General features: G+C 44.4%; 33 protein-coding genes. 30 read left to right on the forward strand and 3 right to left on the reverse strand.

What is annotated here, in order from left to right; all coding sequences use genetic code 11:
- Positions 1-37: 37 nt before the first annotated feature.
- The 3 genes from ACTQX6_RS10040 to ACTQX6_RS10050 all read right to left on the reverse strand — a co-directional run bounded on the left by ACTQX6_RS10040 (position 38) and on the right by ACTQX6_RS10050 (position 3333).
- Positions 38-1549 carry a recombinase family protein gene (locus tag ACTQX6_RS10040; protein ID WP_441657511.1) on the reverse strand — a complete coding sequence of 504 codons (1512 nt, stop codon included), beginning with the start codon at positions 1547-1549 and terminating at the stop codon, positions 38-40.
- Between the two features lie 153 nt (positions 1550-1702).
- The gene (locus ACTQX6_RS10045) at positions 1703-2689 is read right to left on the reverse strand and encodes a hypothetical protein (RefSeq protein ID WP_441657510.1); all 987 of its coding nucleotides are present in this window, start codon (positions 2687-2689) and stop codon (positions 1703-1705) included.
- An 11-nt stretch (positions 2690-2700) separates the two neighbouring features.
- Positions 2701-3333: a LexA family protein gene (locus ACTQX6_RS10050; RefSeq protein ID WP_441657509.1), complete on the reverse strand. Its 633-nt coding sequence runs from the start codon at positions 3331-3333 to the stop codon at positions 2701-2703.
- 142 nt (positions 3334-3475) lie between these two features.
- On the opposite strand from ACTQX6_RS10050, the gene ACTQX6_RS10055 reads away from it, so the two are divergent.
- The 30 genes from ACTQX6_RS10055 to ACTQX6_RS10200 all read left to right on the forward strand — a co-directional run bounded on the left by ACTQX6_RS10055 (position 3476) and on the right by ACTQX6_RS10200 (position 20909).
- Positions 3476-3679, forward strand: a complete 204-nt coding sequence (locus ACTQX6_RS10055; protein ID WP_441657508.1) for a helix-turn-helix domain-containing protein — start codon at positions 3476-3478, stop codon at positions 3677-3679.
- 40 nt (positions 3680-3719) lie between these two features.
- Positions 3720-3923, forward strand: a complete 204-nt coding sequence (locus tag ACTQX6_RS10060; protein ID WP_441657507.1) for a hypothetical protein — start codon at positions 3720-3722, stop codon at positions 3921-3923.
- A gap of 14 nt (positions 3924-3937) precedes the next feature.
- Positions 3938-4078: a hypothetical protein gene (locus ACTQX6_RS10065; RefSeq protein WP_441657506.1), complete on the forward strand. Its 141-nt coding sequence runs from the start codon at positions 3938-3940 to the stop codon at positions 4076-4078.
- 58 nt (positions 4079-4136) lie between these two features.
- Complete coding sequence (locus tag ACTQX6_RS10070) at positions 4137-4385, forward strand: hypothetical protein (protein WP_441657505.1); 249 nt, start codon at positions 4137-4139, stop codon at positions 4383-4385.
- Between the two features lie 59 nt (positions 4386-4444).
- Positions 4445-4618, forward strand: coding sequence for a hypothetical protein (locus ACTQX6_RS10075; RefSeq protein ID WP_441657504.1), 174 nt, complete (start codon positions 4445-4447; stop codon positions 4616-4618).
- 4 nt (positions 4619-4622) lie between these two features.
- Entirely contained in the window at positions 4623-4796 is a 174-nt protein-coding gene (locus tag ACTQX6_RS10080; protein ID WP_441657503.1) for a hypothetical protein, read from the forward strand.
- Between the two features lie 21 nt (positions 4797-4817).
- Positions 4818-5144: a hypothetical protein gene (locus tag ACTQX6_RS10085; protein ID WP_441657502.1), complete on the forward strand. Its 327-nt coding sequence runs from the start codon at positions 4818-4820 to the stop codon at positions 5142-5144.
- A complete protein-coding gene (locus ACTQX6_RS10090) occupies positions 5125-5445 on the forward strand; it encodes a hypothetical protein (protein ID WP_441657501.1) in 321 nt (106 codons plus the stop codon). The genes ACTQX6_RS10085 and ACTQX6_RS10090 overlap by 20 nt, the downstream gene beginning before the upstream one ends.
- 187 nt (positions 5446-5632) lie before the next feature.
- Positions 5633-6037 (forward strand): hypothetical protein, encoded by a 405-nt coding sequence (locus tag ACTQX6_RS10095; protein ID WP_441657500.1) that lies wholly within the window; start codon positions 5633-5635, stop codon positions 6035-6037.
- A complete protein-coding gene (locus tag ACTQX6_RS10100; RefSeq protein WP_441657499.1) occupies positions 6027-7169 on the forward strand; it encodes a DUF2800 domain-containing protein in 1143 nt (380 codons plus the stop codon). The genes ACTQX6_RS10095 and ACTQX6_RS10100 overlap by 11 nt, the downstream gene beginning before the upstream one ends.
- 14 nt (positions 7170-7183) lie before the next feature.
- On the forward strand, positions 7184-7786 hold the full coding sequence (locus ACTQX6_RS10105; protein ID WP_441657498.1) for a DUF2815 family protein: 603 nt from the start codon (positions 7184-7186) through the stop codon (positions 7784-7786).
- Positions 7783-9732 carry a DNA polymerase gene (locus ACTQX6_RS10110; RefSeq protein ID WP_441657497.1) on the forward strand — a complete coding sequence of 650 codons (1950 nt, stop codon included), beginning with the start codon at positions 7783-7785 and terminating at the stop codon, positions 9730-9732. The genes ACTQX6_RS10105 and ACTQX6_RS10110 overlap by 4 nt, the downstream gene beginning before the upstream one ends.
- A gap of 8 nt (positions 9733-9740) precedes the next feature.
- Positions 9741-12164, forward strand: a complete 2424-nt coding sequence (locus ACTQX6_RS10115; RefSeq protein ID WP_441657496.1) for a VapE domain-containing protein — start codon at positions 9741-9743, stop codon at positions 12162-12164.
- A 268-nt stretch (positions 12165-12432) separates the two neighbouring features.
- The gene (locus tag ACTQX6_RS10120; protein ID WP_441657495.1) at positions 12433-12714 is read left to right on the forward strand and encodes a hypothetical protein; all 282 of its coding nucleotides are present in this window, start codon (positions 12433-12435) and stop codon (positions 12712-12714) included.
- Between the two features lie 13 nt (positions 12715-12727).
- A complete protein-coding gene (locus tag ACTQX6_RS10125) occupies positions 12728-12913 on the forward strand; it encodes a hypothetical protein (protein WP_441657494.1) in 186 nt (61 codons plus the stop codon).
- Positions 12906-13205, forward strand: coding sequence for a hypothetical protein (locus tag ACTQX6_RS10130; RefSeq protein WP_441657493.1), 300 nt, complete (start codon positions 12906-12908; stop codon positions 13203-13205). Before ACTQX6_RS10125 ends, ACTQX6_RS10130 begins: the two co-directional genes overlap by 8 nt.
- Positions 13195-14553 (forward strand): DEAD/DEAH box helicase, encoded by a 1359-nt coding sequence (locus ACTQX6_RS10135; protein WP_441657492.1) that lies wholly within the window; start codon positions 13195-13197, stop codon positions 14551-14553. Before ACTQX6_RS10130 ends, ACTQX6_RS10135 begins: the two co-directional genes overlap by 11 nt.
- Positions 14554-14555: 2 nt before the next feature.
- Complete coding sequence (locus ACTQX6_RS10140) at positions 14556-14804, forward strand: hypothetical protein (RefSeq protein ID WP_441657491.1); 249 nt, start codon at positions 14556-14558, stop codon at positions 14802-14804.
- Positions 14805-14806: 2 nt separating this feature from the next.
- A complete protein-coding gene (locus ACTQX6_RS10145) occupies positions 14807-15112 on the forward strand; it encodes a hypothetical protein (RefSeq protein ID WP_441657490.1) in 306 nt (101 codons plus the stop codon).
- A complete protein-coding gene (locus ACTQX6_RS10150) occupies positions 15109-15405 on the forward strand; it encodes a hypothetical protein (protein ID WP_441657489.1) in 297 nt (98 codons plus the stop codon). The genes ACTQX6_RS10145 and ACTQX6_RS10150 overlap by 4 nt, the downstream gene beginning before the upstream one ends.
- A 53-nt stretch (positions 15406-15458) precedes the next feature.
- Complete coding sequence (locus ACTQX6_RS10155) at positions 15459-15719, forward strand: hypothetical protein (protein ID WP_441657488.1); 261 nt, start codon at positions 15459-15461, stop codon at positions 15717-15719.
- On the forward strand, positions 15716-16096 hold the full coding sequence (locus ACTQX6_RS10160; protein WP_441657487.1) for a DUF551 domain-containing protein: 381 nt from the start codon (positions 15716-15718) through the stop codon (positions 16094-16096). Before ACTQX6_RS10155 ends, ACTQX6_RS10160 begins: the two co-directional genes overlap by 4 nt.
- A 102-nt stretch (positions 16097-16198) precedes the next feature.
- Positions 16199-16549, forward strand: coding sequence for a hypothetical protein (locus ACTQX6_RS10165; RefSeq protein WP_441657486.1), 351 nt, complete (start codon positions 16199-16201; stop codon positions 16547-16549).
- Positions 16550-17254: 705 nt separating this feature from the next.
- The gene (locus ACTQX6_RS10170; protein WP_441657485.1) at positions 17255-17584 is read left to right on the forward strand and encodes a hypothetical protein; all 330 of its coding nucleotides are present in this window, start codon (positions 17255-17257) and stop codon (positions 17582-17584) included.
- A 17-nt stretch (positions 17585-17601) separates the two neighbouring features.
- Positions 17602-17952, forward strand: a complete 351-nt coding sequence (locus ACTQX6_RS10175) for a hypothetical protein (protein ID WP_441657484.1) — start codon at positions 17602-17604, stop codon at positions 17950-17952.
- Positions 17949-18191: a hypothetical protein gene (locus ACTQX6_RS10180; RefSeq protein WP_441657483.1), complete on the forward strand. Its 243-nt coding sequence runs from the start codon at positions 17949-17951 to the stop codon at positions 18189-18191. The genes ACTQX6_RS10175 and ACTQX6_RS10180 overlap by 4 nt, the downstream gene beginning before the upstream one ends.
- A gap of 119 nt (positions 18192-18310) precedes the next feature.
- Positions 18311-18556, forward strand: a complete 246-nt coding sequence (locus ACTQX6_RS10185; RefSeq protein WP_441657482.1) for a hypothetical protein — start codon at positions 18311-18313, stop codon at positions 18554-18556.
- Between the two features lie 3 nt (positions 18557-18559).
- On the forward strand, positions 18560-19036 hold the full coding sequence (locus ACTQX6_RS10190) for a hypothetical protein (RefSeq protein ID WP_205140299.1): 477 nt from the start codon (positions 18560-18562) through the stop codon (positions 19034-19036).
- A 207-nt stretch (positions 19037-19243) separates the two neighbouring features.
- Positions 19244-19681 (forward strand): terminase small subunit, encoded by a 438-nt coding sequence (locus tag ACTQX6_RS10195; protein ID WP_441657481.1) that lies wholly within the window; start codon positions 19244-19246, stop codon positions 19679-19681.
- The gene (locus ACTQX6_RS10200) at positions 19665-20909 is read left to right on the forward strand and encodes a PBSX family phage terminase large subunit (RefSeq protein ID WP_441657480.1); all 1245 of its coding nucleotides are present in this window, start codon (positions 19665-19667) and stop codon (positions 20907-20909) included. The genes ACTQX6_RS10195 and ACTQX6_RS10200 overlap by 17 nt, the downstream gene beginning before the upstream one ends.
- The last annotated feature ends 1 nt before the right edge of the window (position 20910 follow it).

Below are 20910 nucleotides of genomic sequence, written 5' to 3' on the forward strand. Positions count from 1 at the left end.
AAAAGCACAACGAATCTGACTGTTGATGTTATAACCCTTATTTTAGATTGATCCTTAGTTCAAACGATTCCGGTTCTCCACGCTTCTTAATTTCGGTCTTTGTAACATATATTGACTCGATGATACCCTTTAAAAAATGATTTTTAGCTTCTACGGATACGGTGTTATCTTCTAGCGCGTCGATTGCGTGCTTCAAAGATTTGGTCATATCCACTATATGGTTTTTGTTTTCTGCTTCTTTTTTTATCTCCTCAATGGCTTGTATATTCTCTGCCCTTTCCTGTGCAAGCTTATCGTTTCTCTCCTTAAAAACCTCTTTTGTATATATGCCCGATTCCAGCAGATCGTACAAGTTCATCTGCTTTTTTTCTATCTCTTTTCGCTCGTTATGAAGATTATCGAGTATGACCTTATGATCCGGTCTGCTTGTTTTTCCGTTAGAGATTTGCACCTCAAAATCTTTTAAACTACTTTTCAAGACTTTGATCACCTCTGTTTTTATACTTGTTTCAAGCACCGATACATTTGTACATTGACCATACATTTTCGCATGACAGACATATCTCCGCTTTTTACCGTCAAGGCGCATAAGGCATAAGACTGATCCGCATACTCCGCATCTCAATATACCGGCAAAAGGGTTTACTAGCTTGCGTTTCTTCGGTACTTTCGCAGCTGCCTTAGCGAGTATATCCTGGACTTCATAAAAAAGATTCTCGTCAACAATTGGCTCGTGTAATCCTTTCACGCGGATCTCGTTTTCAGTTTTTACCCGTTTTTTCTTTATTTCCCCGTCTTCATAAACTTTTATAACGCTGGTGCCATTCCATCTAATGTACCCGATATAGATATCGTTTTTAACCAAACTTCGTAAAGCTGGCATAGTAAAAGGGTTCCCCTTTCTCGTCTTTACTCCTTGCGCATTCAGCCATGTCGCAATTTCGTTAAAGCCTTTGCCATTTCTTTTCATTCTGAAAATCTTACGCACATAGTACGCCTCATAGTCGTTGATTTTTAGAGTGGGGTGCTTATCGATGTAATATCTCTCATATCCAAAAGGTATTGTGGATCCTATGTAGTTCCCACGTTTGACTGACTCCTCCCTTCCAGCACGCATGATGCGTTTACTGTACTCCAAGTAGTCATTACCTCGCAGTAGTTCATCCTGGAAATATCGGCGGTCCATATCCAATGATAGGTCATAGTCATGCATCGGGGTTACCACGTGGGTATCGGAATATCGAAAAGCATTGACTATCGTTCCACAGTCCAGCAGATCGCCACGAGTTATACGCTGCGGATCAGCTACAAGGACACCAAGACATTCTTTTTGTTCGATGATCTGTAGGACTTTCTGCATATAGGGGCGGTCGGCTATCGTCTCACCGGACACTACTTCTCTATAGATATTTTCCTCCGGTATGGCGTGACCAAGCCTTCTTTTTGCGTAGTCCTGTAAAATGCTCTCGTGCTTTGCGACCACCTCTTCGACTGACTCGTCCGGTCGATCCGCACGAGACTTCCTTAAATACATAATGTAGTAATTCATAAAAGTACCCATCCTTTCTTTTTATTGGTAAATCTGATAAAATGGGTACATAAAAAGTTATATGATTAGCGGTCATACTTTTTATGTATCCCGGATGTGCTGGTAACACATCCAAACAATCCCTTGGTGCTGGTAACACTGGGGATTTTTTATTTACTTGTGCTTTTCAACAACTTCGTAGTGTTCTTTTAATTTCTCTAGTCCTTTATCTGTAGGTTTTCCTTTATCGTCTACATATCCATATCTTTGCAAAAGCTTGAGTTCCCTACCAAAGCATATTCCGTACTTATATTCAAAATATGATGGTATCCTTTGATAGCCATAGGGGTATTTATTAAGCCAGTAAAGCATATATACGTGGCCCGGCAAAAAGCCATCCTTAAATCTTGTCATCATTTCTCTTTTAACCAATGACTGATCCGGAAACATTGCGACTTGCTTTAGCCACGTAGAATTCAGCTCACGATCCTCAGAAATGAAAGGATCGTATAGGTAATCACTATAATATTTTTGGATGATTTCTTTTCTATATGACTTACTTGCATCTCTTTGTCCAGCAAGATCACGCTCATCGGGCACATATTTTTTGAAATTCTTTTGCGGCGATTTTTTAGGAGCTGGATGCTTGGTATAAATTCTTTTCCTGTATCCATCTGGCAAGGTATTAAGTGTTATTCTCTCTACTTCCATGTTTCCGTCATTGGGGCCTGTATCAATAGTGATGCTAGATTGCTTTTTCCACACCGTAAATCTGGCTCCTGCGACAGTCATATCTTTAAAGTAGTAAATAGCACCTGGATTATCATGAGCGTTAAAGGTTAATGTAAATGGGCACTTTGGATCTTTCCCAGTTCGCGTCTTTGGTTCTTCTAACAGATTTAGTATCGTTCTGCTTCCGACTGATAGCTTGGGGTAGCAATCATCTATAATATGATTTGCTTCTTCAACTAGATGATTAAGCTTTTTCACGTCAGAGAGTAAAGCCTTTCTTTGAGCCTCATCAATATCAAGATATTTAACTTGTCTACCTTTGGGTGGGACTGTCTTGATTTCTTCTTTATTTTCTACACTTTCTTCTTTATTCGCTGTAGTTACTTTTTCTTCGTTGTTCATCCCAAAAAGCCAGCTTAATAGTCCCATAACGTGATCTCCTATTGTTCTACTGAAAACTTGAATTTATATTTTCCTATAACTCTGAAACATTCATTAGCTACATCTACCATGATAGGGTCATACTTGTCATTGGCCGATTCTAGCATGATCATCCCGCTAGGGAGACAACGGTATATTTTGCAATAAGCAGATTCATTATCTATGCAGAACGCACCGATTTGTCCATTCTCTAAATGACTTGTTTTTTCGAAAACAAGGATATCTCCGTCCTTTATACCTTTTCCGATCATGCTATCGCCGTGGGCGGTATTGGCAAAATACTCAACGCCAAGCCTCATGTATTTGTCTGGTATTGCGATATAGTCCTCGGGGCGCTCATCAACAAACATGCCCGCACCGCAGGATATATTGTCAAACAACGGTATATTGATCAGACTCGGTACATATCTCATTTCTTTTGGCTCAACAAGGTCAGCTTTTTCGCAACCAAAATAGTTGGCCATCTGCTCGATCTTATCAATACGAGGATAAGTATTTCCTTTCAACCAATCCACAAAAGTGGTATAGGGTATATCTAAATCGCTACATACTTCTGTGCGAGTTTTTCCTGATATATCTAAAAAGCGCTGTATGTTTTCTGCCATTACTTCCTTATTACCTAAGTTAGACATATTATCACCTCTTCTCGTGCACCTATATTATATAGGATAACCCGTAAAAAATTCAAGGTTTTTGTAACTATTTACGGAAAAACCGTTGACATTACGGTTAAACCGTAGTATTCTTTAGGTACAAAGAAAGAGGGTGACACATATGCCGGACAACATCAAAGTTACATTAAAAACTGCAAGAGAATTAAAAAAGCTGAGTCAAGAAGAAGCTGCCGAACAAATCGGGGTTAGTGTAGATACGCTTAGTAATTATGAGCGGGGCAAAACTTTCCCGGATGTAAAAACCTTAAAGCGCATCGAAGAGGTTTACGAAGTTTCTTACAATCAGCTTATTTTTTTAACTTAAAATTACGGTTTAACCGTAAAAAGGGAAGAGGGAGATAGAGATGACTAAAAAAGAGAAAGAGCTTGAACATGATCGTCAAACATTACAGATGATGAGCCGCGTCAGCAAGCACGCAGAAGTGCAGCAGATTATCGATAGTCAAGAAACTAAGGACTCATGGCAAATAGCCTTTTACATCATGGCGTTTGCAGCCGGATGCCTGTGCACAACAGCGTTGATGATGGCGCTCAATATTCTGCAATAGAAAGGAGGGGTGACATGATCAAGGTTACGGTGATCCCGTCAAAGGACCCACCAGAGGTCGTCCAAAAAAGGCGGGAAGAAGCGGTTAGGAGATTCTTCCTGGCCATAGAAAAGGAAAAAGCGCAATCACCGACCAAAGTAGAGAGCGCTCAATAGGTGGATTACTTTTATAATCCATCTCCATTTTAACACAAAAGAAAGGAGATTAGAAACTATGTATCAACTACCGGACAAGCCGAAAGGAAGAAATTTGGATTTTCTGATCAACTATCACGGTAAATTACAAGATTTGTACAACTATGAGAAAGTTTGGGATTCGATGGAAGCTTGTGGAAGAGCAGAATCGTTTATTTACAAATTTAAGGACGTCTTACCAGACGCAGAAAAAGATAATGATACCCACTTTTACTTACTGGGCAAAATGTGGGCCTGTCATGACTACCTTGAGGGTGAGGATCAATGACCCTCGATGTATTTAGAGCTAAGCGCCTCTATTTCTCAGCTGAGGCGTTCCTGGCCGACGTGGGACGTCAACCGAGAAAAAATGACTGGATCTACAAGATGGACGGACGGCCGATCGTACAGTCAAAGACCTATCCCGCAGGGGGCGGAAACGGAACGAGCGTAACGCTTGGACGTATTAAAGGTACGCACTTTTGGGTATATCCCGAATGGTGTCGAAAAGAAGGAGAATAAAAAAATGTTTAAAAAAGAACCAATCACAATAACCGAGGAACAGTTTGTTAAGGCAGCGGCGAAAGCCACGGAAAAGGTTTTTAATGGAACGAAAGATCCTGAAATCATATTGCCTATGGGAATTATGACCTCCATTATAGCGCGTGAATTATTCCATGCGGGGGGGGGGGCAGACTGATGACAATGTGGAGGCTTAACTATGATCGACGATGTACTTGTTGATGTATTAAGACGCACCGGAAAGATGTCGAGAGATGATCTCGTCAAAGCACTAAACATCCAATCCAAACATCCGGACAGACAACTCCGCAATATTAAGGAGCGTATCAATCTTGGCACGGGTCGATTTGCCAATACGTTGATCGTTGGATTTAGCGACCGTAAAGGCTATAAGCTCGCCGATATGGAGGCAGAACTGACGCACTTTATCATCGAAACCAACCACCGGTTGATGTCACTTCAGGCGCAGCTCAGCAAGGCGTGGCGGATGAGAGAGGAGATCAGACATGCGGACATGGGACGGTAAATATATAGCCTTGTCTATTACCCAACCACTTATCCCAATCGTTAGAGATGATCCAAACGAAATGAAGATCATCATCAAGTGTCCATATTGTGGGCAAGAAACCGAAGTTGGGTTGACCTATATGATCAGTGGATTTGTGGGTTGCAAAAGCTGCTACTTCGAAGAGGGCGGTTTATTTGACACAGTCAGGTATCTCAAAGAGTTTGATCATCCGTCTTACATAGATGGTCAATTTTACAAGGATGGCTACTTAGCCAACAAAAAGAAATGGAAAGAAAGGATAAGGAGCATTGATGAATAACACCAAATCCCTACGGGGGGGGGTTACTAAAGATACTGGATAAGCAGTACTTACCAGATGCGGAAGCACTGCATCTGATACCCCGGATTTATCAGTCTCAACCGGAAATCATCATGGGACTGATCTACGTTTACAACTATGGCCGGATACGAGGTATCCAGGCAGAAAGAGAAAGGAAGAAAAGATAATGGACGTACAAATCAAAATTACAGCTGATGACAAGGCTTTGGAGTTTAGCCGTAACTTGTCAAACTTTTACGCCAATCTCGTGGTATCGGGATTTGTAGCTGACGAGAAAAAGGAGGCAATCGCAAAAGTCGATAAGACGGCGGATGTGGAAAAAGAGGAAGAACCGGACAGACCGTGGGAGACCATTGAGCCAGATCCAATCAAGGTGGATGAGGCACCGAAGGAAGAGCCGGCTAAAAAGTACACGACCGAAGAGATCCGTGCGGCTGGGGCAGACTATATCAAGCGAAAAGGCAAGCCTGCATTTAAAGTCTTGCTGACACTATATAACATCAACAAACTCACGGAGTTACCGGAAGAGAAGTACAACGACTTTATGGAGGATTGCGATAATGCCAGATAAGCATGCAACACTATCCGCTTCTGCCTCGCATCGTTGGCTGGAATGTACGCCATCGGCATTACTCGAAAAAAATGTACCGGACACGACCAGTGAGTTTGCACAGGAGGGTACAGAGGCTCATAAGCTGGCCGAAAAGAAACTCAATGGTTGGCTCAAGTCCGGGAAGAAGAGCAGTAGGTTTAAGGCTTTAGATGGTGAGATGCAGGAGTGCACAGACGCCTATCGTGATTACGTCATCGAAATCTTCAATGAAGAAAAAGCCAAGACACCGGATGCGCAACTGCTCATCGAGCAAAAGCTTGACTTTAGCCGATGGGTGCCTGAAGGCTTCGGGACCGGCGATGCGGTCATTATTGGCGATGACACGCTCCATGTCATTGACCTCAAGTACGGTAAGGGTGTCAAGGTTGATGCGGTCGGCAATACCCAAGCTCGCCTCTATGCGGCCGGTGCCTTAGATACGTTTGGACTCTTATATGGCTTTGACAAGATCCGGGTACATATCTATCAACCACGCATTGATAACATCTCAACAGCCGATTACACCGTTGAGGAATTGGAAGAGTGGATGGACAAGGAAGTTAAACCGAAAGCCGAACTCGCCATCAAGGGTGAGGGTGAACAAAAGCCTGGCGACTGGTGCAAATTCTGTAAGGTCCGAGGCAACTGTGCGGCTCGCATGAAAGCCAACACGGAAAATCTAAAAGAAACTGGCTTTGCCAATGAACCGGGTCTGTTGACACAGGAACAGATCGAACAGGCCTTGCCGATCCTGGACGAGATCATCAGCTGGGCCAAGGATCTACAGCAGTATGCCTTAGACAAAGCCTTAGAGGGTATTAAGTTTAAAGGTTTCAAGGTCGTCGAGGGAAGATCCAATCGAAAAGTGATGGACGAACATGGACTGATCGAGGCGCTCCATAAGATGGAGTATGGCGATGATGTCATCATGACCAAACCAAAATTAGAAACGATCACCACATTGGAAAAGCGAATCGGAAAGAAACTATTTACCGGTATCGCTATGCCATACATCGGAAAGCCGAAAGGCAAGCCAACGCTTGTGCCGGAAAGCGATAAAAGACCGGAATATGACAGTGCCGCTAATGACTTTGCGGAAGATTTGAAATAAGGAGGAAACACACAATGTCAGTAAAAGTAAAAACAGGAGAAGTAAGATTTAGCTTTTGTCACTTATTCGAGCCGTATGCGTTCCAGGAAGCACAGGAGGCCAATTATTCAATGGCGATCTTGATTTCAAAGACCGATAAAAAGACGCTCGATGCTATTAAAGCAGCGTACGAACAAGCCAAACAGGAAGGTGTCGAAAAATACGGTAAATCTTTTGCCAGTAAGGCCAGTCCACTGATCAGACCTATTGGAAGCAACTACGGACTATTACGAGATGCCGATCAGGACGAAGAGTTGTCAACGGATGAAAACTACGCCGGCCACTACATTATGAACTTAAAGAGTACGAAGGCACCACAAGTTTTATCACGAGAAACAGGAAAAGGTACCCTTTTAACGAAAGAAAACGGCGGAGAAGATATCGTTTACAGTGGATGTTATGGAAAAGTCTCATTAAGTGTTTACCCTTACAACAACGTGCAGACAGGGATCTCTGCGTCTTTGAACAATGTACTGAAAACAAGAGACGGTGAACGATTCAGCGGTTGGACTTCGGCATCTGATGACTTTGAGGATGAGTTCAAAGACGAAGACTACGATGACGATCTGCTTGGATGAGTCGAGTATTACACATCGACTTGGAGACATACTCTGACATCGACATCGGCAAGTGCGGGGCGTATCGATACGTCGATAGCCCCAACTTTGAAATTCTGCTCCTTGCCTATGCCTACGATGATGAGCCGGTAACGGTCATTGATGTAGCGCAAAGGGAAGGATGGCCAACGCAAGTTCTTGACGACATCCTCAGTTCCAATATCGCAAAAGTTGCCCATAACGCAGCGTTTGAAAGAATCTGTTTATCAAAGTTTCTCAATACTCATTTAGATCCAAAGGCGTGGCACTGCACAATGGTCCATGCTTTATCGCTAGGCTTTCCGGCATCACTGGCTGATGTCGGTAAAGCCCTCAATCTTGGCGAGGACAAACAGAAGATGGCGGTAGGTAAAAGGCTGATCACATATTTCTGCAAGCCCTGTAAGCCGACACAGGCCAACGGGCAACGAACAAGGAACTACCCATATCATGACTTGGAAAAATGGGAGCTCTTTAAAGAGTACAACCGCCAGGACGTTGTCACCGAACAAGCCATCTATGACAAGCTGATGAAGTTCCCCTTGCCGGAAAGTGAGCAGCGCCTGTACTGCCTGGATCAGTCAATCAATGATTACGGCATTGGGGTCGATACAGAGCTAATGGCTAACGTCATCAGTTACTCCAAAGACTATGAGGCGTCTCTTAGAAAAGAATGTGAAGAGCTCACAGGCGGAATCAATGTCCACTCCATCGTACAGCTCAAGCAATGGCTGACGGAACAGGAAGGCAGACAGATTGACAGTCTGACAAAAGATGACGTGGATCAACTACTCAAGTTAGATCTTAAGCCTAGCTCAAAGCGCATCTTGGAGCTGAGACAAGAGACAGGCAAGACCTCGGTCAAGAAGTACGAGGCCTTCGAGAGATCCATCTGCAGTGATGGACGAATCCACGGGGCTTTTCAGTTTTACGGCGCTGGACGTACCGGTCGATGGGCCGGACGGTTGATCCAGCCGCAGAACTTCCCTCGTAACGCTTTTGAGGATATTGCATTAGCCCGGCAGATGGTCAAGGACCGAAAGTGGGACGAGATCGAAATGCTATACGGAAGTATGAACGATGTCTTCTCAACATTAATAAGGACGCTGATCGTACCGCCTCAGGCCATGACGTTTGCCATCGCCGACTACTCGGCCATTGAGGCAAGGGTAGTCGCATGGATGGCCGACGAAAAATGGCGACAGGAGGTGTTTGCCAGTGGTGGAGATATCTACTGTATGTCGGCTACACAGATGTTTGGGGTGCCAGTAGAAAAGCATGGTCAAAACAGTCACTTGCGGAAAAAAGGCAAGGTAGCGGAATTGGCATGTGGTTATGGCGGCGGTGTTGGAGCTTTGCGAAAGATGGGTGGTGAGCAGATGGGCCTCACCGAAAAAGAGATGGATGACATCGTCAAGAAATGGCGCCGGTCAAGTCCTCATGTCGTAAGACTATGGCGGGAATTGGGTGATGCAGCCATTGAGGCCATCGATACACGTCTAAGAGTCAAATGCCGTCATGGTGTCAGTTTCAAGTACGCCAAAGGCATCCTGTTTATGCAACTGCCGTCCGGACGCTCACTGGCCTATGTACAGCCTCGATTTGATGGCCGAGAGTTGACCTATATGGGGATGAATCAAACCACGAGAAAGTGGGAACGTACCAAGACATGGGGTGGAAAGCTGACCGAAAACTTGATCCAGGCCATCGCTCGTGACTGTCTGGCCGTATCGATGACAAAGATCCAACAGTCAGGATACCACATTGTCATGCATGTACACGATGAGGTCATTGTCGAGGTGCCGAGCGAGAATGCCGAGGGACATTTAAAAAGAATTGAAGATTTGATGGGAGAGCCGATCGAATGGGCGCCGGGACTGCTCCTGACCGCCGATGGGTTCAACTCTCCATACTACAGAAAGGATTAGGCGATTTGATGGAAAACAGAAAGTTAAGCATCGCAGTCTGTAAGAATCGTAAAGATAAGAAATATCACAATCAAGAGGTCGCCTGGTCCGACCTTGTAAAAAAACTAGAAACCACGACACATACGCATGAAACCTTGAACGAGTATCGGTCTATGTCAAAAGACAGACAGTCCGATATCAAGGATGTGGGAGGATTTGTCGGCGGTTACTTAAAAGATGGTAGGCGTGGTAAGGAGACGGTGGTCAGCCGGTCCATGATCACGCTGGATCTCGATGACGCCAGCATGGATATTGTTGACGATTGGGACATGTTGGGCAGTCCGGGATATGCAATGTTGGTGTACTCGACACATAAGCATACGCTAAGCAAACCTAAGCTAAGGCTAATTTTACCGCTATCAAGAGATGTCGATGCCGACGAGTATGAGTTTATCGCACGCACTGTAGCGCAACAGATGGACAGCTCGATGCTGATGTTCGATGACACGACCTATCAGCCAAGCCGCATGATGTTCTGGCCGTCAACATCCAAAGACGGTGACTATTTGTATCGGGTCTATGACGATACCTGGTTAGACGTCGATGCGATGTTAAGCCAACATCCGGATTGGCGGGATATGTCCACGTGGCCGTACAGCGAGCGGACGAAAGAAGTCATAAAAAAGCCATCGAAAAAGCAAGAAGACCCTACCAAGAAAAAAGGGATCGTCGGTGCATTCTGTAAGGCTTACACCGTACAGGAGGCCATCAGTAAGTTTATACCGGAGGTTTATACACCGACCGATAAGGACGACCGATGGACATACGCCGAAGGATCTACCGCCGGAGGGTTGGTCATTTACGAAGACGGCCGACTGGCTTACTCCAATCATTCTACCGATCCGGCAAGTGACTTCCACAGCCACAACGCTTTTGATCTTGTCCGCATCCATAAATTCGGTGAGCTGGATGAGGGCGTCAGCAATAAAGTTACCGCTGGCAATATGCCAAGTTTTAAGGCTTTGTCCAATCTATTAAAAGACGATGAGGAGACAAAGCTTGTCTTGGGACAGGACGCCATTGCCGAAGCGTGGAAAGACTTCGAAGAAGACCTGGACGAGGATGACGGCGAGTGGCAAAAGGAGCTAGAGGTCGATACCAAAGGAAACTTTGTATCGTCCATCAACAATGCCAAACTCATCATGCAGCACGATCCAAAACTGAAAAACTCGATCGGTGGCTATGACCAGTTTAACCAGAAGGCTGTACGTTTTGGTGACCTGCCGTGGCGCAAGTACAATCTGGCCGAACCTGGATGGGATGATGTCGATGATGCGGGATTGAGCCTACATATGGAAAAGGTTTACAACCTCAATCTAAGCAATGACAAAATGCGAAAAGCATTGGCACTTGTCCATGAGGAAAATGCCTTTAATCCGGTAAGGGACTACTTGGACTCTCTGGAATGGGATGGTGTGCCTAGACTTGACAACATACTCATTGATTACTTGGGAGTGCACGATGAGTTATATGTGCGTGCTGTTGCCCGCAAAGCTTTTACGGCTGCTGTGGCCCGTATCTATACACCAGGATGCAAGATGGACTATATCTTGACCTTGGCCGGGCCGCAGGGCGTCGGGAAGAGTTACCTTTTAAAAGTCATGGGTGGTCAATGGTTTAGCGATTCAATCGTGACAATGTCCGGCAAGGAGGCCTATGAGGCTTTGCATGGATCTTGGGTCATCGAGATCGCCGAACTTGCAGCATCGAAGAAGACAGATATCGAGGCCATGAAACAGTTTATATCCAAGCAATCAGATAGATATAGGAAGGCTTACGGTACGAATGTCAAAGATTATCCAAGGCAGTGTGTGTTTTTTGGGACGACCAATGACTACGAATTTTTGAGAGATTACACAGGTAACCGACGCTTTTGGCCGGTAAGGGTTAGAGAGCAAGAGCCGACAAAGTCCGTGTTTGACGATCTGCCAAAGGAGCGAGATCAGATATGGGCCGAGGCCAAGTATCGGTATGAGCACGGTGAGCCTTTGTATTTAGAGGGTGAACTCGCACAAAGAGCACTTGAGGTACAGGATGAATTTACGTTTAGGTCCTTTAAAGAAGAAGATATCGCAAACTATCTGGATACTTTATTGCCTGAAAACTGGTATGAAATGAGCGCTGCGGATAGATGTGCATGGCTGGAAGATGAAGCTACTAAAAACACCGGTACAATGCAGCGTGATCGTGTGAGCGGTATCGAGATTTGGGTCGAGGTCTTCCGGGGGCTAAAGAGGAATTTTACATCGATCGAGCAACGGGAGATTACGTCGATCATGAAGCATCTGGGATGGGAAAAAGCCAAAAACCCGGTGTGGATCGACCACAATGAATATAAGCGACAAAAGGCATTTATTAGACCTGGAAAATGGACACCGCTGACAACGCACTAAGTTTGATAAAAATTTAAGATTTGTAACAAGTGACAACATACGGCAACGCTAAAACAACGCATTGTGGGTAGTGCGTTGCCAATGAAAAGTCAGATAAACAAAGGACTTATTTGAGATATGACAACAATGACAACGCATTTTCTTATAAAAGTATAAAAACATAAAAATACATATATATATACGCAATATACATATGTGAATGAGCGTGGCCGTATATACGCGTGCGCGCGTTGTCTCGTTGTCAGAGCATATTGGAGGTGAGTAAAAAATGATCATAAAACAAACATATCTTCCGGAGGGGGAGAACAGAATAAGACGTGTCAAAAATTGGGCTAAGATTGAACATTGTCAAGCAAGCAAAGATGATAAGTATTCATACGTATTTGTTATCGACGACAAAGGTAAAAGTTACTATCTGACATGTTGCAAGACCACTAACCTTGGTGCTGTATTCAAAAACATTGAAAATCAAATAACGGATCAAATAAGTAAAGGGGTCAGAGAAGATGAAGTAGTTATTGACTCGCCATATATGGAAAAGATTTATTAAGGAGGAAAAGAACATGTTAATTATGAATCAAACAAATACATTGATAGCCGATTGCATAGAAATTTATATCGATTCTGATAAAGAGGGAATTTGGGTCATGGGCATATTACCAAATAGCCAAGACGTGTACCTAGGAAAGTATGAATCCATCGAGGCTGCACAAAAGGTCTTGAACGGATTTATTTGTAAACATGCTTGAAAAACAGATTGAAAAGTACCTTAAGGAACAGGTACAGGCCAGAGGGTGGCTGTGCTGGAAACTGGTGTCGCCGGGAACGACCGGCGTGCCGGACCGCATCGTGATTGGCAATCGGCAGATCGTCTTTGTCGAGCTAAAAAAGCCAGAGACAGGTCGGGTGTCCAAAGTCCAGCAGTTCCGGTTACACCAACTACAGGGCTTGGGTCATCGGACAAAGATCATCGACTCCAAAGCCGGGGTTGATAACTTGATCAAAGGGTTAAGCAAAGGAGTGTACGGACATGATCTTTAGACCACATCCATATCAAAGAGAGGCCATCCAATGGGGCCTGGCTCATAAAAAGTGTGGACTGCTGCTACCGATGGGTGCAGGCAAGACGGTGTGTACACTGACCATCATCCAAAAGTTGATGTACATCGAGGTCTCAAAAGTACTGATCATTGGACCGGTCCGAGTCGTCCAATCGACATGGCCGGATGAGATCAAACAGTGGGAACATACCAAAGATCTAAGCTACACGATCATTGACGGACCGATGGCCAAGGGCAAGAAAGATGTAGATCTATCTACAGATTTGTATTTGATCGGCAAGGAAAACGTGGCAGATCTGATTGAGACGTATCAGAGAGATTGGCCCTTTGACATGGTTGTTATCGATGAGCTGTCCACCTTTAAAAATCCGCAGTCCAAACGATTTAAGGCATTGCGGAAAATGATGCCTTTAGTCGATCGGTTTATCGGTCTGACCGGTACACCGGCACCCAATGGCTTACCGGACCTGTGGAGTCAGATCTACTTGATGGACAGAGGCGAACGATTAGGCAAGACCTTATCTGCTTTTCGAGGAAGGTTCTTGAAACCAGGAAGAAGAAATGGGTATGTGGTCTATGAGTGGAATCTACAGGATGGTGCGGAAGAGGAAATCTACAAACGCATCGGTGATATCTGTATGTCGATCCAACAGGGCGACTGTACCAAGCTGCCACCATTGACCGTGATCGATTACCCGGTGGATCTCAAAAAAGCCAAGAGAGGCTATGACCATTTTAAACGGGACAAGCTATTGGAGTTAGGCGATGATGAGGCCATTATCGCAGCTAACGCCGGAGTCCTATGCGGCCAACTGCTGCAGTACGCATCCGGTCAGATCTACCAGGAGTCAGGGGCAAGCAAAGTAGTGGATATCCACCATCACAAGATGGACGCACTTGACGATCTGATCGAGTCGGCCAACGGACAGCCGGTCATGGTGTTTTACTACTTTAAACACGAGCTGGACAGACTGACCAACCATTTTACCGAGATGGGCAAAAGGGTGAGGACGGTCAAAGGTCCGGAGGATGTACGAGCCTGGAACAACGGAGAGATCGATATCCTACTGCTGCATCCGGCATCGGCAGGACACGGACTGAATTTACAGAAAGGTGGATGCATTGCCATCTGGTACACGCTGCCTAACTGGAATTTAGAGCTGTATCAGCAGGCCAACGCCCGGATCTATCGACAGGGTCAACAAAGGGCAGTGACCATCTACCATCTGATGGCCAAGGGTACGATCGACGAAGATATGATCGACGCATTAAACAAAAAAGACGTAACACAAAAGAGGCTGATTGAAGCATTAAGAAGAGGAGAGTAATGATGAAACAAGAATATTTAGACGCTGTGGATAAATTGGAAAATGAATACGATGCATTTTACATCGAGAACAAGTACGGCGATGGAACACACAAGAAAGAATTTGAATTGCTGGCGAAGCTTAAAGGCGAAAAGGTGCCAAATGCTTTGAGATGGATCAAGCGTTGCTATGACTGCTACTACAAAAATGAGCTTGGAGGGCCGGACAGTCCATTTGCCTATCTGAGACAAGTTATCAACGAGGAATTGTAGAGATGTTGACCGAAAAAGAGTGTAGGCAAGCGTTGGAAATCTTAAAAGCACAAGTGAACTATGAAAATGTGGACGCCATCATCTGCTTTAAAGAGCTGATCGATGAGCACTTTGACAATCCGCCGCTTGCCATCGATGATCTTAAACCGGATCAGGAAGTTTACTTTAAAGACTACGGTGAGACGGTCCTGATTCGGGGTGTGGACAAGGAAGAGAACTTAGTGTTTCTTTCGGCGATCGATAGAAAGTGCGAATTAGAGTATGAATTTGAACCCAATTGTTTTTATAGGAAGAAGGTACAAAAATGATTAAAAAATACAGAAAGAAACCAGTAGTGATTAGAGCACTGCAATGGACCGGTGACAACTATACAGAAATATTGAATTTTTGCGATAAAGCAGAATTTCAACACCAGGTAAGAAAGCATAAACATGTTTTTACCGGTGAGTCGGAAATACTAGAAGGGATAGAACTGACGATTGAAACCTTAGAGGGAACGCATGAAGCAAGCATTGGCGATTACATTATCGAGGGCGTCAACGGGGAGTTCTATCCGTGTAAGCCGGATATCTTTGAAAAGACTTATGAAGAAGTGAACTAATCGAGTGGAACTCGAAAAAACTCGAAAAGAACTCGAAAGGAGGACTCAATACTATGGAAAATCCGGCAAATGAAATCCTAGATGGTATGTGGGATTTTTTAAAAGACGGGAAGCAGAAAGCCAATGTTAAGGCGTTAAAAAACGCTGTTTATACCCTGATTGGTATGAGTACCCAAAAAACAGCAGGGCAAAGATCTGACCATCCAAAGCATATAACTTTTGAAGTGTTGGAACTACTGAAATGGCAGATTATATGTGAGTCGGTGGCTTTGGTACTCTCCGGAAAGTTAGACGAATTGGAGGATGAGCAATGATTGACGAGAAAGAACTGATCAAAAGCCTGGAAGATCTGACGGATGAGTACCGATATAAGCTAGCCAAAGCGGAAAGCAGAGAACATAAGAATTTCTTGAATGGAGTCATTGGTACTTTGATTGACGTTACCAACATGGTCCACCGTCAACCGAAAATAGACTGGATCCCGGTGGACGAGCGATTGCCGGAGATAGACAGATGTGTATTGGTATCTTATAAAAGCACAATGACATGGGATAAAAAAATTTATGCTGATCAAATTGCCATTATAAGAGAAGATGGATGGCACTGGTGGGATGAGTTAGAAACGAAAGTGGAAAACGAGATAGTTGCATGGCAGCCATTACCCGAACCATATAAAGGAGAACCAAAGTGAAAAAAATAGCTCGTATGATATATAACATAATATTTATTTTAATTTGGTGGTTATTGCTATTTTTATTTTCGGAACTGTAAAAGAGTAAAAAGGAGAAACAGAATGACGAATTTAGAATGGCTTAACGAAATCGGTATGATTACTACAAACAGAGTTGCACCAAATGGAAAATTAATTGGAGTTAATTTAGTAATCGCATTACGAGATGATGATTTTAAAAAATATTCTGAAAAAGGTTTTGGTTGGCTTTTAGAAGAACACAAAGAACCTATCAAATTAACACAGTTTGAGCATGATGTTCTAAAGGCTTTTACAAAATTGCATATCTATGTAGATGGAGATGGAATTGAAGATTTTAGAACCTTACAAGAATTGAATCGTGACGGATGGTTTAATGGCATTGGGAATTTATCAATAAAAGAAATCTTAGATAATTGCGAGGTCGTTGAATGACAAAGGAAGACATACTGTTTATCCTGGCGTTATGGATCTTGCAGATCTTTCTAATACTTGTTTGTGGTGGTTTAGCTCCACCGATTAAATAGCACTAACCTCGTGTCCGGTAAGGACCGACTTGCGTGATCATAATTACAGTATTTCCCCCTTTCTACTTAACTTAAGATCTAACTTGTGAAAAAACAACAAGTGCCAACAAATGGCCCTGTACGCGAGGCGGCCCTTTCCGGGCACGAGAAAACACGGAAAGGACGAAACAAAATGAACATTTACGGAGTGTATGACGTTATAACGGATCTGCCTGTTTGTGTGGGGGATATTTACGACTGCTGCAACTATCTAGGTATAAAACCTGTATCTTTCCGCTGCGTCGAAAGCAGACAGAGAGCCCACAAACAGAGCCCCAAAAAATATAAAATACTGAAACTCTATAGGGAGGACAAATAATGCTAAATCTTAAACATGACTATTTTATCGACAGTGACGGGAGTTGCCTCAAACTATGTAAGAGGTACGTACGATACGATTGCGAGACAAACACCACTAAGGTGGTAGTAACACCCATCGGCTATCATAGCGACCTGTCAACGGCTCTCAAGAGCTATACGCGGCACGTCGTCAATGAGCACATCAAAGATAACGATATGACACTTAGACAAGTCTTAAATCTGCTCAACGAGCTAGACGAGGAGGTGCAGGGTTATGGAGCCTAAGCTAGACGTCGGCTTTAAGCCGATCAGCCAATCTTGCCGCAACTTTGGAGATACGGTACTGGCCTCGTGGCGCTTTAAGATCCACGGCCCTTACGAGCTGATCGTCTGGTACAAGGCTAAAGGATCAAAAATCTTAACTCGTGGCGACAAGGCTCATCCATTTGAGGCTCGCTTTGTCAAAAACTCTTTTGACGGCGAGACCTACACTGAGATCTTTACCAATGGCTATTTGGATGCCAAAGGTGTGGAGCGGTTGATCCAAGACTTAACAATCAAATTTGCATATGGCGATCAAAGCGCCATGATGCTGGCAGCATAAAAAAGGAGGACTAAAAAATGGGACAAATCGAAATAAGCTTTATCGATAAACAGACAGGGCTTCCGTTTTCTTTGCCGAAGCCACGAAAATTGATCGTCAATGGCCCGGCTACGATCGTACTTTGGAGCGACGGGACAAAGACCGTCGCAAAATGTAACACGGATGAGCCATTTGATCCGGAAAAGGGCGTGGCGATTGCTATCGCTAAAAGGTTTATATCGGGAAACAAACTGCACAGGATGTTTGATGATGCCAGATTTCAGTTGGTTGATAACCTCGGGATGAAAAGCCTGTTAGAGCAGTGGGCGGAAACTATGACGGCAATCGCAAATGCTTATGGCAGCGGTGCCGGAGGTAGTAAAAAATGAGCGGCGGGAAATACAATCCTGCCGTCCTCTGGCACAAACTAGGGTACAAGAGTAACAAGATCGCCGGCGTTGTTAAAAACTACTTCAAGGCTATTGGACATCAGACCATTACCTTTGATATGCAGGGCCGACAGGTCGCTGTTATCGATGAGAGCGCCAACAGCGTGGTACTGAGCGCAAAAGAGATTGAGGCTATTTATTTTACCGCAAAGAGTATGGGGTGGTTAAACAATGATTGACATGTTGATTGAGACTGTTAAAGGTCTAGGCTTAATAGCCTTAATTGTATTTCTAGCGTTTGTCATCGTAGTCATTATGCAGACGTTGATCCAAACAATCACTAAGGGAGGCCGCAAAAATGAATAAAGGCCATTATCTGGACTGTATCGAGCTTTTGGAGCGCAACGGCCGTAAATCGTCCTACGTCAAAAACCAGGCGGAGGACTTGAGGCGGCTAGTCGATGAGCATTACCAACTTGTCGAAGATCATACAAAGCTCGAAAGAGCGTACTTTGGTCAGCAGACCACAATCGAACATCTACAAGAGCAAATTTGCAAGATTAAGGGATACAGAGAAAAGATTGACCGCCGTCGTAGGAGGTAACCAATGACAGACGATAAAGCAAAGTACATACTCCACGAGATCAAGAGCTTGCGGAGGTATCAGAAAATCATACAAGGCATTGATCTCGACCTGAAAAGAGTGCATGAGGAGATCCGGACCATATCGGAGCCCTCTTGCCCTCAGGGGCATGGCGACTTACCAAAAGTCCAGAGCCACGCAGATAAGTCATCCTTAGTGCTTGGATTGATGACAGACGAGGCCGAACTCATCAAAGAGCGAGATAAGTTCGTAGACCGTCGGAAAGAGGCCGATGATTACTATACGAAACTCAAGCTTGTCTGTACAAGGCAAGAGCTGGACTTTGCCGATGCCTTTTTCCGGGGAGTATCGTACAAGCGCCTGTCCATTGACTATCATTATGAAAATCCTTACGAGAAGGTGTTGAATCTCATAAAAAAGAGCGATACATCTAGTAAACTAGGTGTGTCAAGGTGCTATACTGATAGTGTCGAAAAGTAAGGTAAAGAACTCATTTCATGACCCCGCAACGTTCCATAAAGTACTTACCGTCTGAAACAAAAAGTAGGGCTCTTCGACAAACCTTAAAAAATTGGCCGGCTTATTAGTCGGCCTTTTTTGATGCCAACAGCTGACCATGCTTTCTTTCTATCTCTCCTAGTCTTTAGCATCGGGCCAGCACCAGGCACGACAGAAAGGAGGTAGCCTATGACCGAGAAAATGATGCTTTTTTGCGAAGAGTATTTAAAAGACAAAGAGCTCAATGCCAGCGCGGCGTATAAACGTGTTTACAAGACATGCAAGGCAGATATTACGGCAAGATCTAACGCATCAAGGCTGTTAAAGCGGCCGGATGTCAGAGAGTATATCCAAGCCAAACAGGCCGAGATACACGATAAGAATACAGCTGACATCAAGGAGATCGAGGAGTACCTCACTTCTGTGGTGCGTGGTAAGTCGAAATCTGAGGTGCTAAAACTCAATGGCGATGGGTACCAGGTTGTTGTGAAAAAACATCCGGAAGAAAAAGACCGTATCCGTGCAGCCGAATTACTTGGTAAGCGATACGGGATGTTTAAAGATGGATTGACTTTGTATGGCGATATGACACTCAATATCAAGGTGGACTATGGATCTGACGATTAAGGCTAACCGGGTATTCAAAGAGCCGGACCAAAGTCAAAAGCGTTACATCGTCATGAAAGGGTCTGCCGGTTCTGGCAAGTCCGTTGACACCGCCCAGCACTACATCCTACGTCTGATGTCCGATCCAGGTCGTAATTTGCTGTGCGTCCGAAAGTCGGACGTTACCAATCGAGACAGCACCTTTGCCGAACTGCAGGGTGCTATTTTTCGTATGTTTGGAGAGAGCTACAAAAAGTACTGGTACATCAATTCGAGCGATATGCGCTTGGAGTGTATCGCTAACCACAACCAGATCTTTTTCCGTGGAGTGAACGATGAAAAGCAACGAGAAAAGCTAAAGTCCATCGCTGTAAAGCGAGGCAAGCTTACCGATGTGTGGATCGAGGAGGCCACAGAGCTGACACAGAGCGACTTCGAGATTATCGACGACCGTCTTCGTGGAGAGCTGCCAAAAGGACAGTTTTACCAGATCCGACTGACCTTTAACCCGGTTAGTTCGAGCCACTGGATCAAAAAGCATTTCTTTGATCGTGCGGATCCAGACGTATTTACACATCACTCGACTTACAAGGACAACCGCTTTATTGACGCAGCGTATTACAGACGCATGGAGAGGCGTAAAGAAGTTGACCCCGATGGTTACTGTATTTACGGACTTGGTGAGTGGGGAGAGGTCGGAGGATTGATATTGACCAATTATGTGGTTGAGGACTTTGACACCTCGCCGGAGCGATTTGATTACATGGTCAACTCGCAGGATTTCGGATACAACCATGCCGATTGTATTGGCGAGGTCGGATTTAAAGATGGCGAGCTGTATCTGTGCCGAGAAATCTACGAATTTGAAAAAGATACAGGAGAGTTGATTGATCTGGCTAACAAGAAAGGCTTTGACAAGTCCTTGACGATGTGGTGCGACTCTGCTGAGCCTGACCGTATCAAAATGTGGCGCAAGGCTGGATACAAGGCAAGAGGCGTCAAAAAAGAGCCTAACAGTGTACGGGCTCAAATCGACTATCTGAAATTACACAAGATTCACATCCATCCAAGCTGTGTGAATACGATCAAAGAGATCCAGCAGTGGAAGTGGAAAAAGAATGACAAAACTAACGAGTACCTAGATGAGCCGGTCAACTTTTTTGATGACGCGATGGCCATGCTGCGTTACTCAATCGAAGAAGAGAGAAAGCCGAAAGCAAGGCTGAATATATTGACAGGAGGTATCTAGT

The sequence above is a fragment of the Faecalicoccus sp. LCP19S3_E2 genome (assembly GCF_052121255.1).
Classification (GTDB): domain Bacteria; phylum Bacillota_I; class Bacilli_A; order Erysipelotrichales; family Erysipelotrichaceae; genus Faecalicoccus.

Excerpts from the sequence above, each read along its gene's own strand:
- ACTQX6_RS10040 (WP_441657511.1), bottom strand. The coding sequence starts at position 1,549 with ATGAATTACTACATTATGTATTTAAGGAAGTCTCGTGCGGATCGACCG.
- ACTQX6_RS10045 (WP_441657510.1), bottom strand. The coding sequence starts at position 2,689 with ATGGGACTATTAAGCTGGCTTTTTGGGATGAACAACGAAGAAAAAGTA.
- ACTQX6_RS10050 (WP_441657509.1), bottom strand. The coding sequence starts at position 3,333 with ATGTCTAACTTAGGTAATAAGGAAGTAATGGCAGAAAACATACAGCGC.
- ACTQX6_RS10055 (WP_441657508.1), top strand. The coding sequence starts at position 3,476 with ATGCCGGACAACATCAAAGTTACATTAAAAACTGCAAGAGAATTAAAA.
- ACTQX6_RS10060 (WP_441657507.1), top strand. The coding sequence starts at position 3,720 with ATGACTAAAAAAGAGAAAGAGCTTGAACATGATCGTCAAACATTACAG.
- ACTQX6_RS10065 (WP_441657506.1), top strand. The coding sequence starts at position 3,938 with ATGATCAAGGTTACGGTGATCCCGTCAAAGGACCCACCAGAGGTCGTC.
- ACTQX6_RS10070 (WP_441657505.1), top strand. The coding sequence starts at position 4,137 with ATGTATCAACTACCGGACAAGCCGAAAGGAAGAAATTTGGATTTTCTG.
- ACTQX6_RS10080 (WP_441657503.1), top strand. The coding sequence starts at position 4,623 with ATGTTTAAAAAAGAACCAATCACAATAACCGAGGAACAGTTTGTTAAG.
- ACTQX6_RS10085 (WP_441657502.1), top strand. The coding sequence starts at position 4,818 with ATGATCGACGATGTACTTGTTGATGTATTAAGACGCACCGGAAAGATG.
- ACTQX6_RS10090 (WP_441657501.1), top strand. The coding sequence starts at position 5,125 with ATGCGGACATGGGACGGTAAATATATAGCCTTGTCTATTACCCAACCA.
- ACTQX6_RS10095 (WP_441657500.1), top strand. The coding sequence starts at position 5,633 with ATGGACGTACAAATCAAAATTACAGCTGATGACAAGGCTTTGGAGTTT.
- ACTQX6_RS10100 (WP_441657499.1), top strand. The coding sequence starts at position 6,027 with ATGCCAGATAAGCATGCAACACTATCCGCTTCTGCCTCGCATCGTTGG.
- ACTQX6_RS10105 (WP_441657498.1), top strand. The coding sequence starts at position 7,184 with ATGTCAGTAAAAGTAAAAACAGGAGAAGTAAGATTTAGCTTTTGTCAC.
- ACTQX6_RS10110 (WP_441657497.1), top strand. The coding sequence starts at position 7,783 with ATGAGTCGAGTATTACACATCGACTTGGAGACATACTCTGACATCGAC.
- ACTQX6_RS10115 (WP_441657496.1), top strand. The coding sequence starts at position 9,741 with ATGGAAAACAGAAAGTTAAGCATCGCAGTCTGTAAGAATCGTAAAGAT.
- ACTQX6_RS10120 (WP_441657495.1), top strand. The coding sequence starts at position 12,433 with ATGATCATAAAACAAACATATCTTCCGGAGGGGGAGAACAGAATAAGA.
- ACTQX6_RS10125 (WP_441657494.1), top strand. The coding sequence starts at position 12,728 with ATGTTAATTATGAATCAAACAAATACATTGATAGCCGATTGCATAGAA.
- ACTQX6_RS10130 (WP_441657493.1), top strand. The coding sequence starts at position 12,906 with ATGCTTGAAAAACAGATTGAAAAGTACCTTAAGGAACAGGTACAGGCC.
- ACTQX6_RS10135 (WP_441657492.1), top strand. The coding sequence starts at position 13,195 with ATGATCTTTAGACCACATCCATATCAAAGAGAGGCCATCCAATGGGGC.
- ACTQX6_RS10140 (WP_441657491.1), top strand. The coding sequence starts at position 14,556 with ATGAAACAAGAATATTTAGACGCTGTGGATAAATTGGAAAATGAATAC.
- ACTQX6_RS10145 (WP_441657490.1), top strand. The coding sequence starts at position 14,807 with ATGTTGACCGAAAAAGAGTGTAGGCAAGCGTTGGAAATCTTAAAAGCA.
- ACTQX6_RS10150 (WP_441657489.1), top strand. The coding sequence starts at position 15,109 with ATGATTAAAAAATACAGAAAGAAACCAGTAGTGATTAGAGCACTGCAA.
- ACTQX6_RS10155 (WP_441657488.1), top strand. The coding sequence starts at position 15,459 with ATGGAAAATCCGGCAAATGAAATCCTAGATGGTATGTGGGATTTTTTA.
- ACTQX6_RS10160 (WP_441657487.1), top strand. The coding sequence starts at position 15,716 with ATGATTGACGAGAAAGAACTGATCAAAAGCCTGGAAGATCTGACGGAT.
- ACTQX6_RS10165 (WP_441657486.1), top strand. The coding sequence starts at position 16,199 with ATGACGAATTTAGAATGGCTTAACGAAATCGGTATGATTACTACAAAC.
- ACTQX6_RS10170 (WP_441657485.1), top strand. The coding sequence starts at position 17,255 with ATGGAGCCTAAGCTAGACGTCGGCTTTAAGCCGATCAGCCAATCTTGC.
- ACTQX6_RS10175 (WP_441657484.1), top strand. The coding sequence starts at position 17,602 with ATGGGACAAATCGAAATAAGCTTTATCGATAAACAGACAGGGCTTCCG.
- ACTQX6_RS10180 (WP_441657483.1), top strand. The coding sequence starts at position 17,949 with ATGAGCGGCGGGAAATACAATCCTGCCGTCCTCTGGCACAAACTAGGG.
- ACTQX6_RS10185 (WP_441657482.1), top strand. The coding sequence starts at position 18,311 with ATGAATAAAGGCCATTATCTGGACTGTATCGAGCTTTTGGAGCGCAAC.
- ACTQX6_RS10190 (WP_205140299.1), top strand. The coding sequence starts at position 18,560 with ATGACAGACGATAAAGCAAAGTACATACTCCACGAGATCAAGAGCTTG.
- ACTQX6_RS10195 (WP_441657481.1), top strand. The coding sequence starts at position 19,244 with ATGACCGAGAAAATGATGCTTTTTTGCGAAGAGTATTTAAAAGACAAA.
- ACTQX6_RS10200 (WP_441657480.1), top strand. The coding sequence starts at position 19,665 with ATGGATCTGACGATTAAGGCTAACCGGGTATTCAAAGAGCCGGACCAA.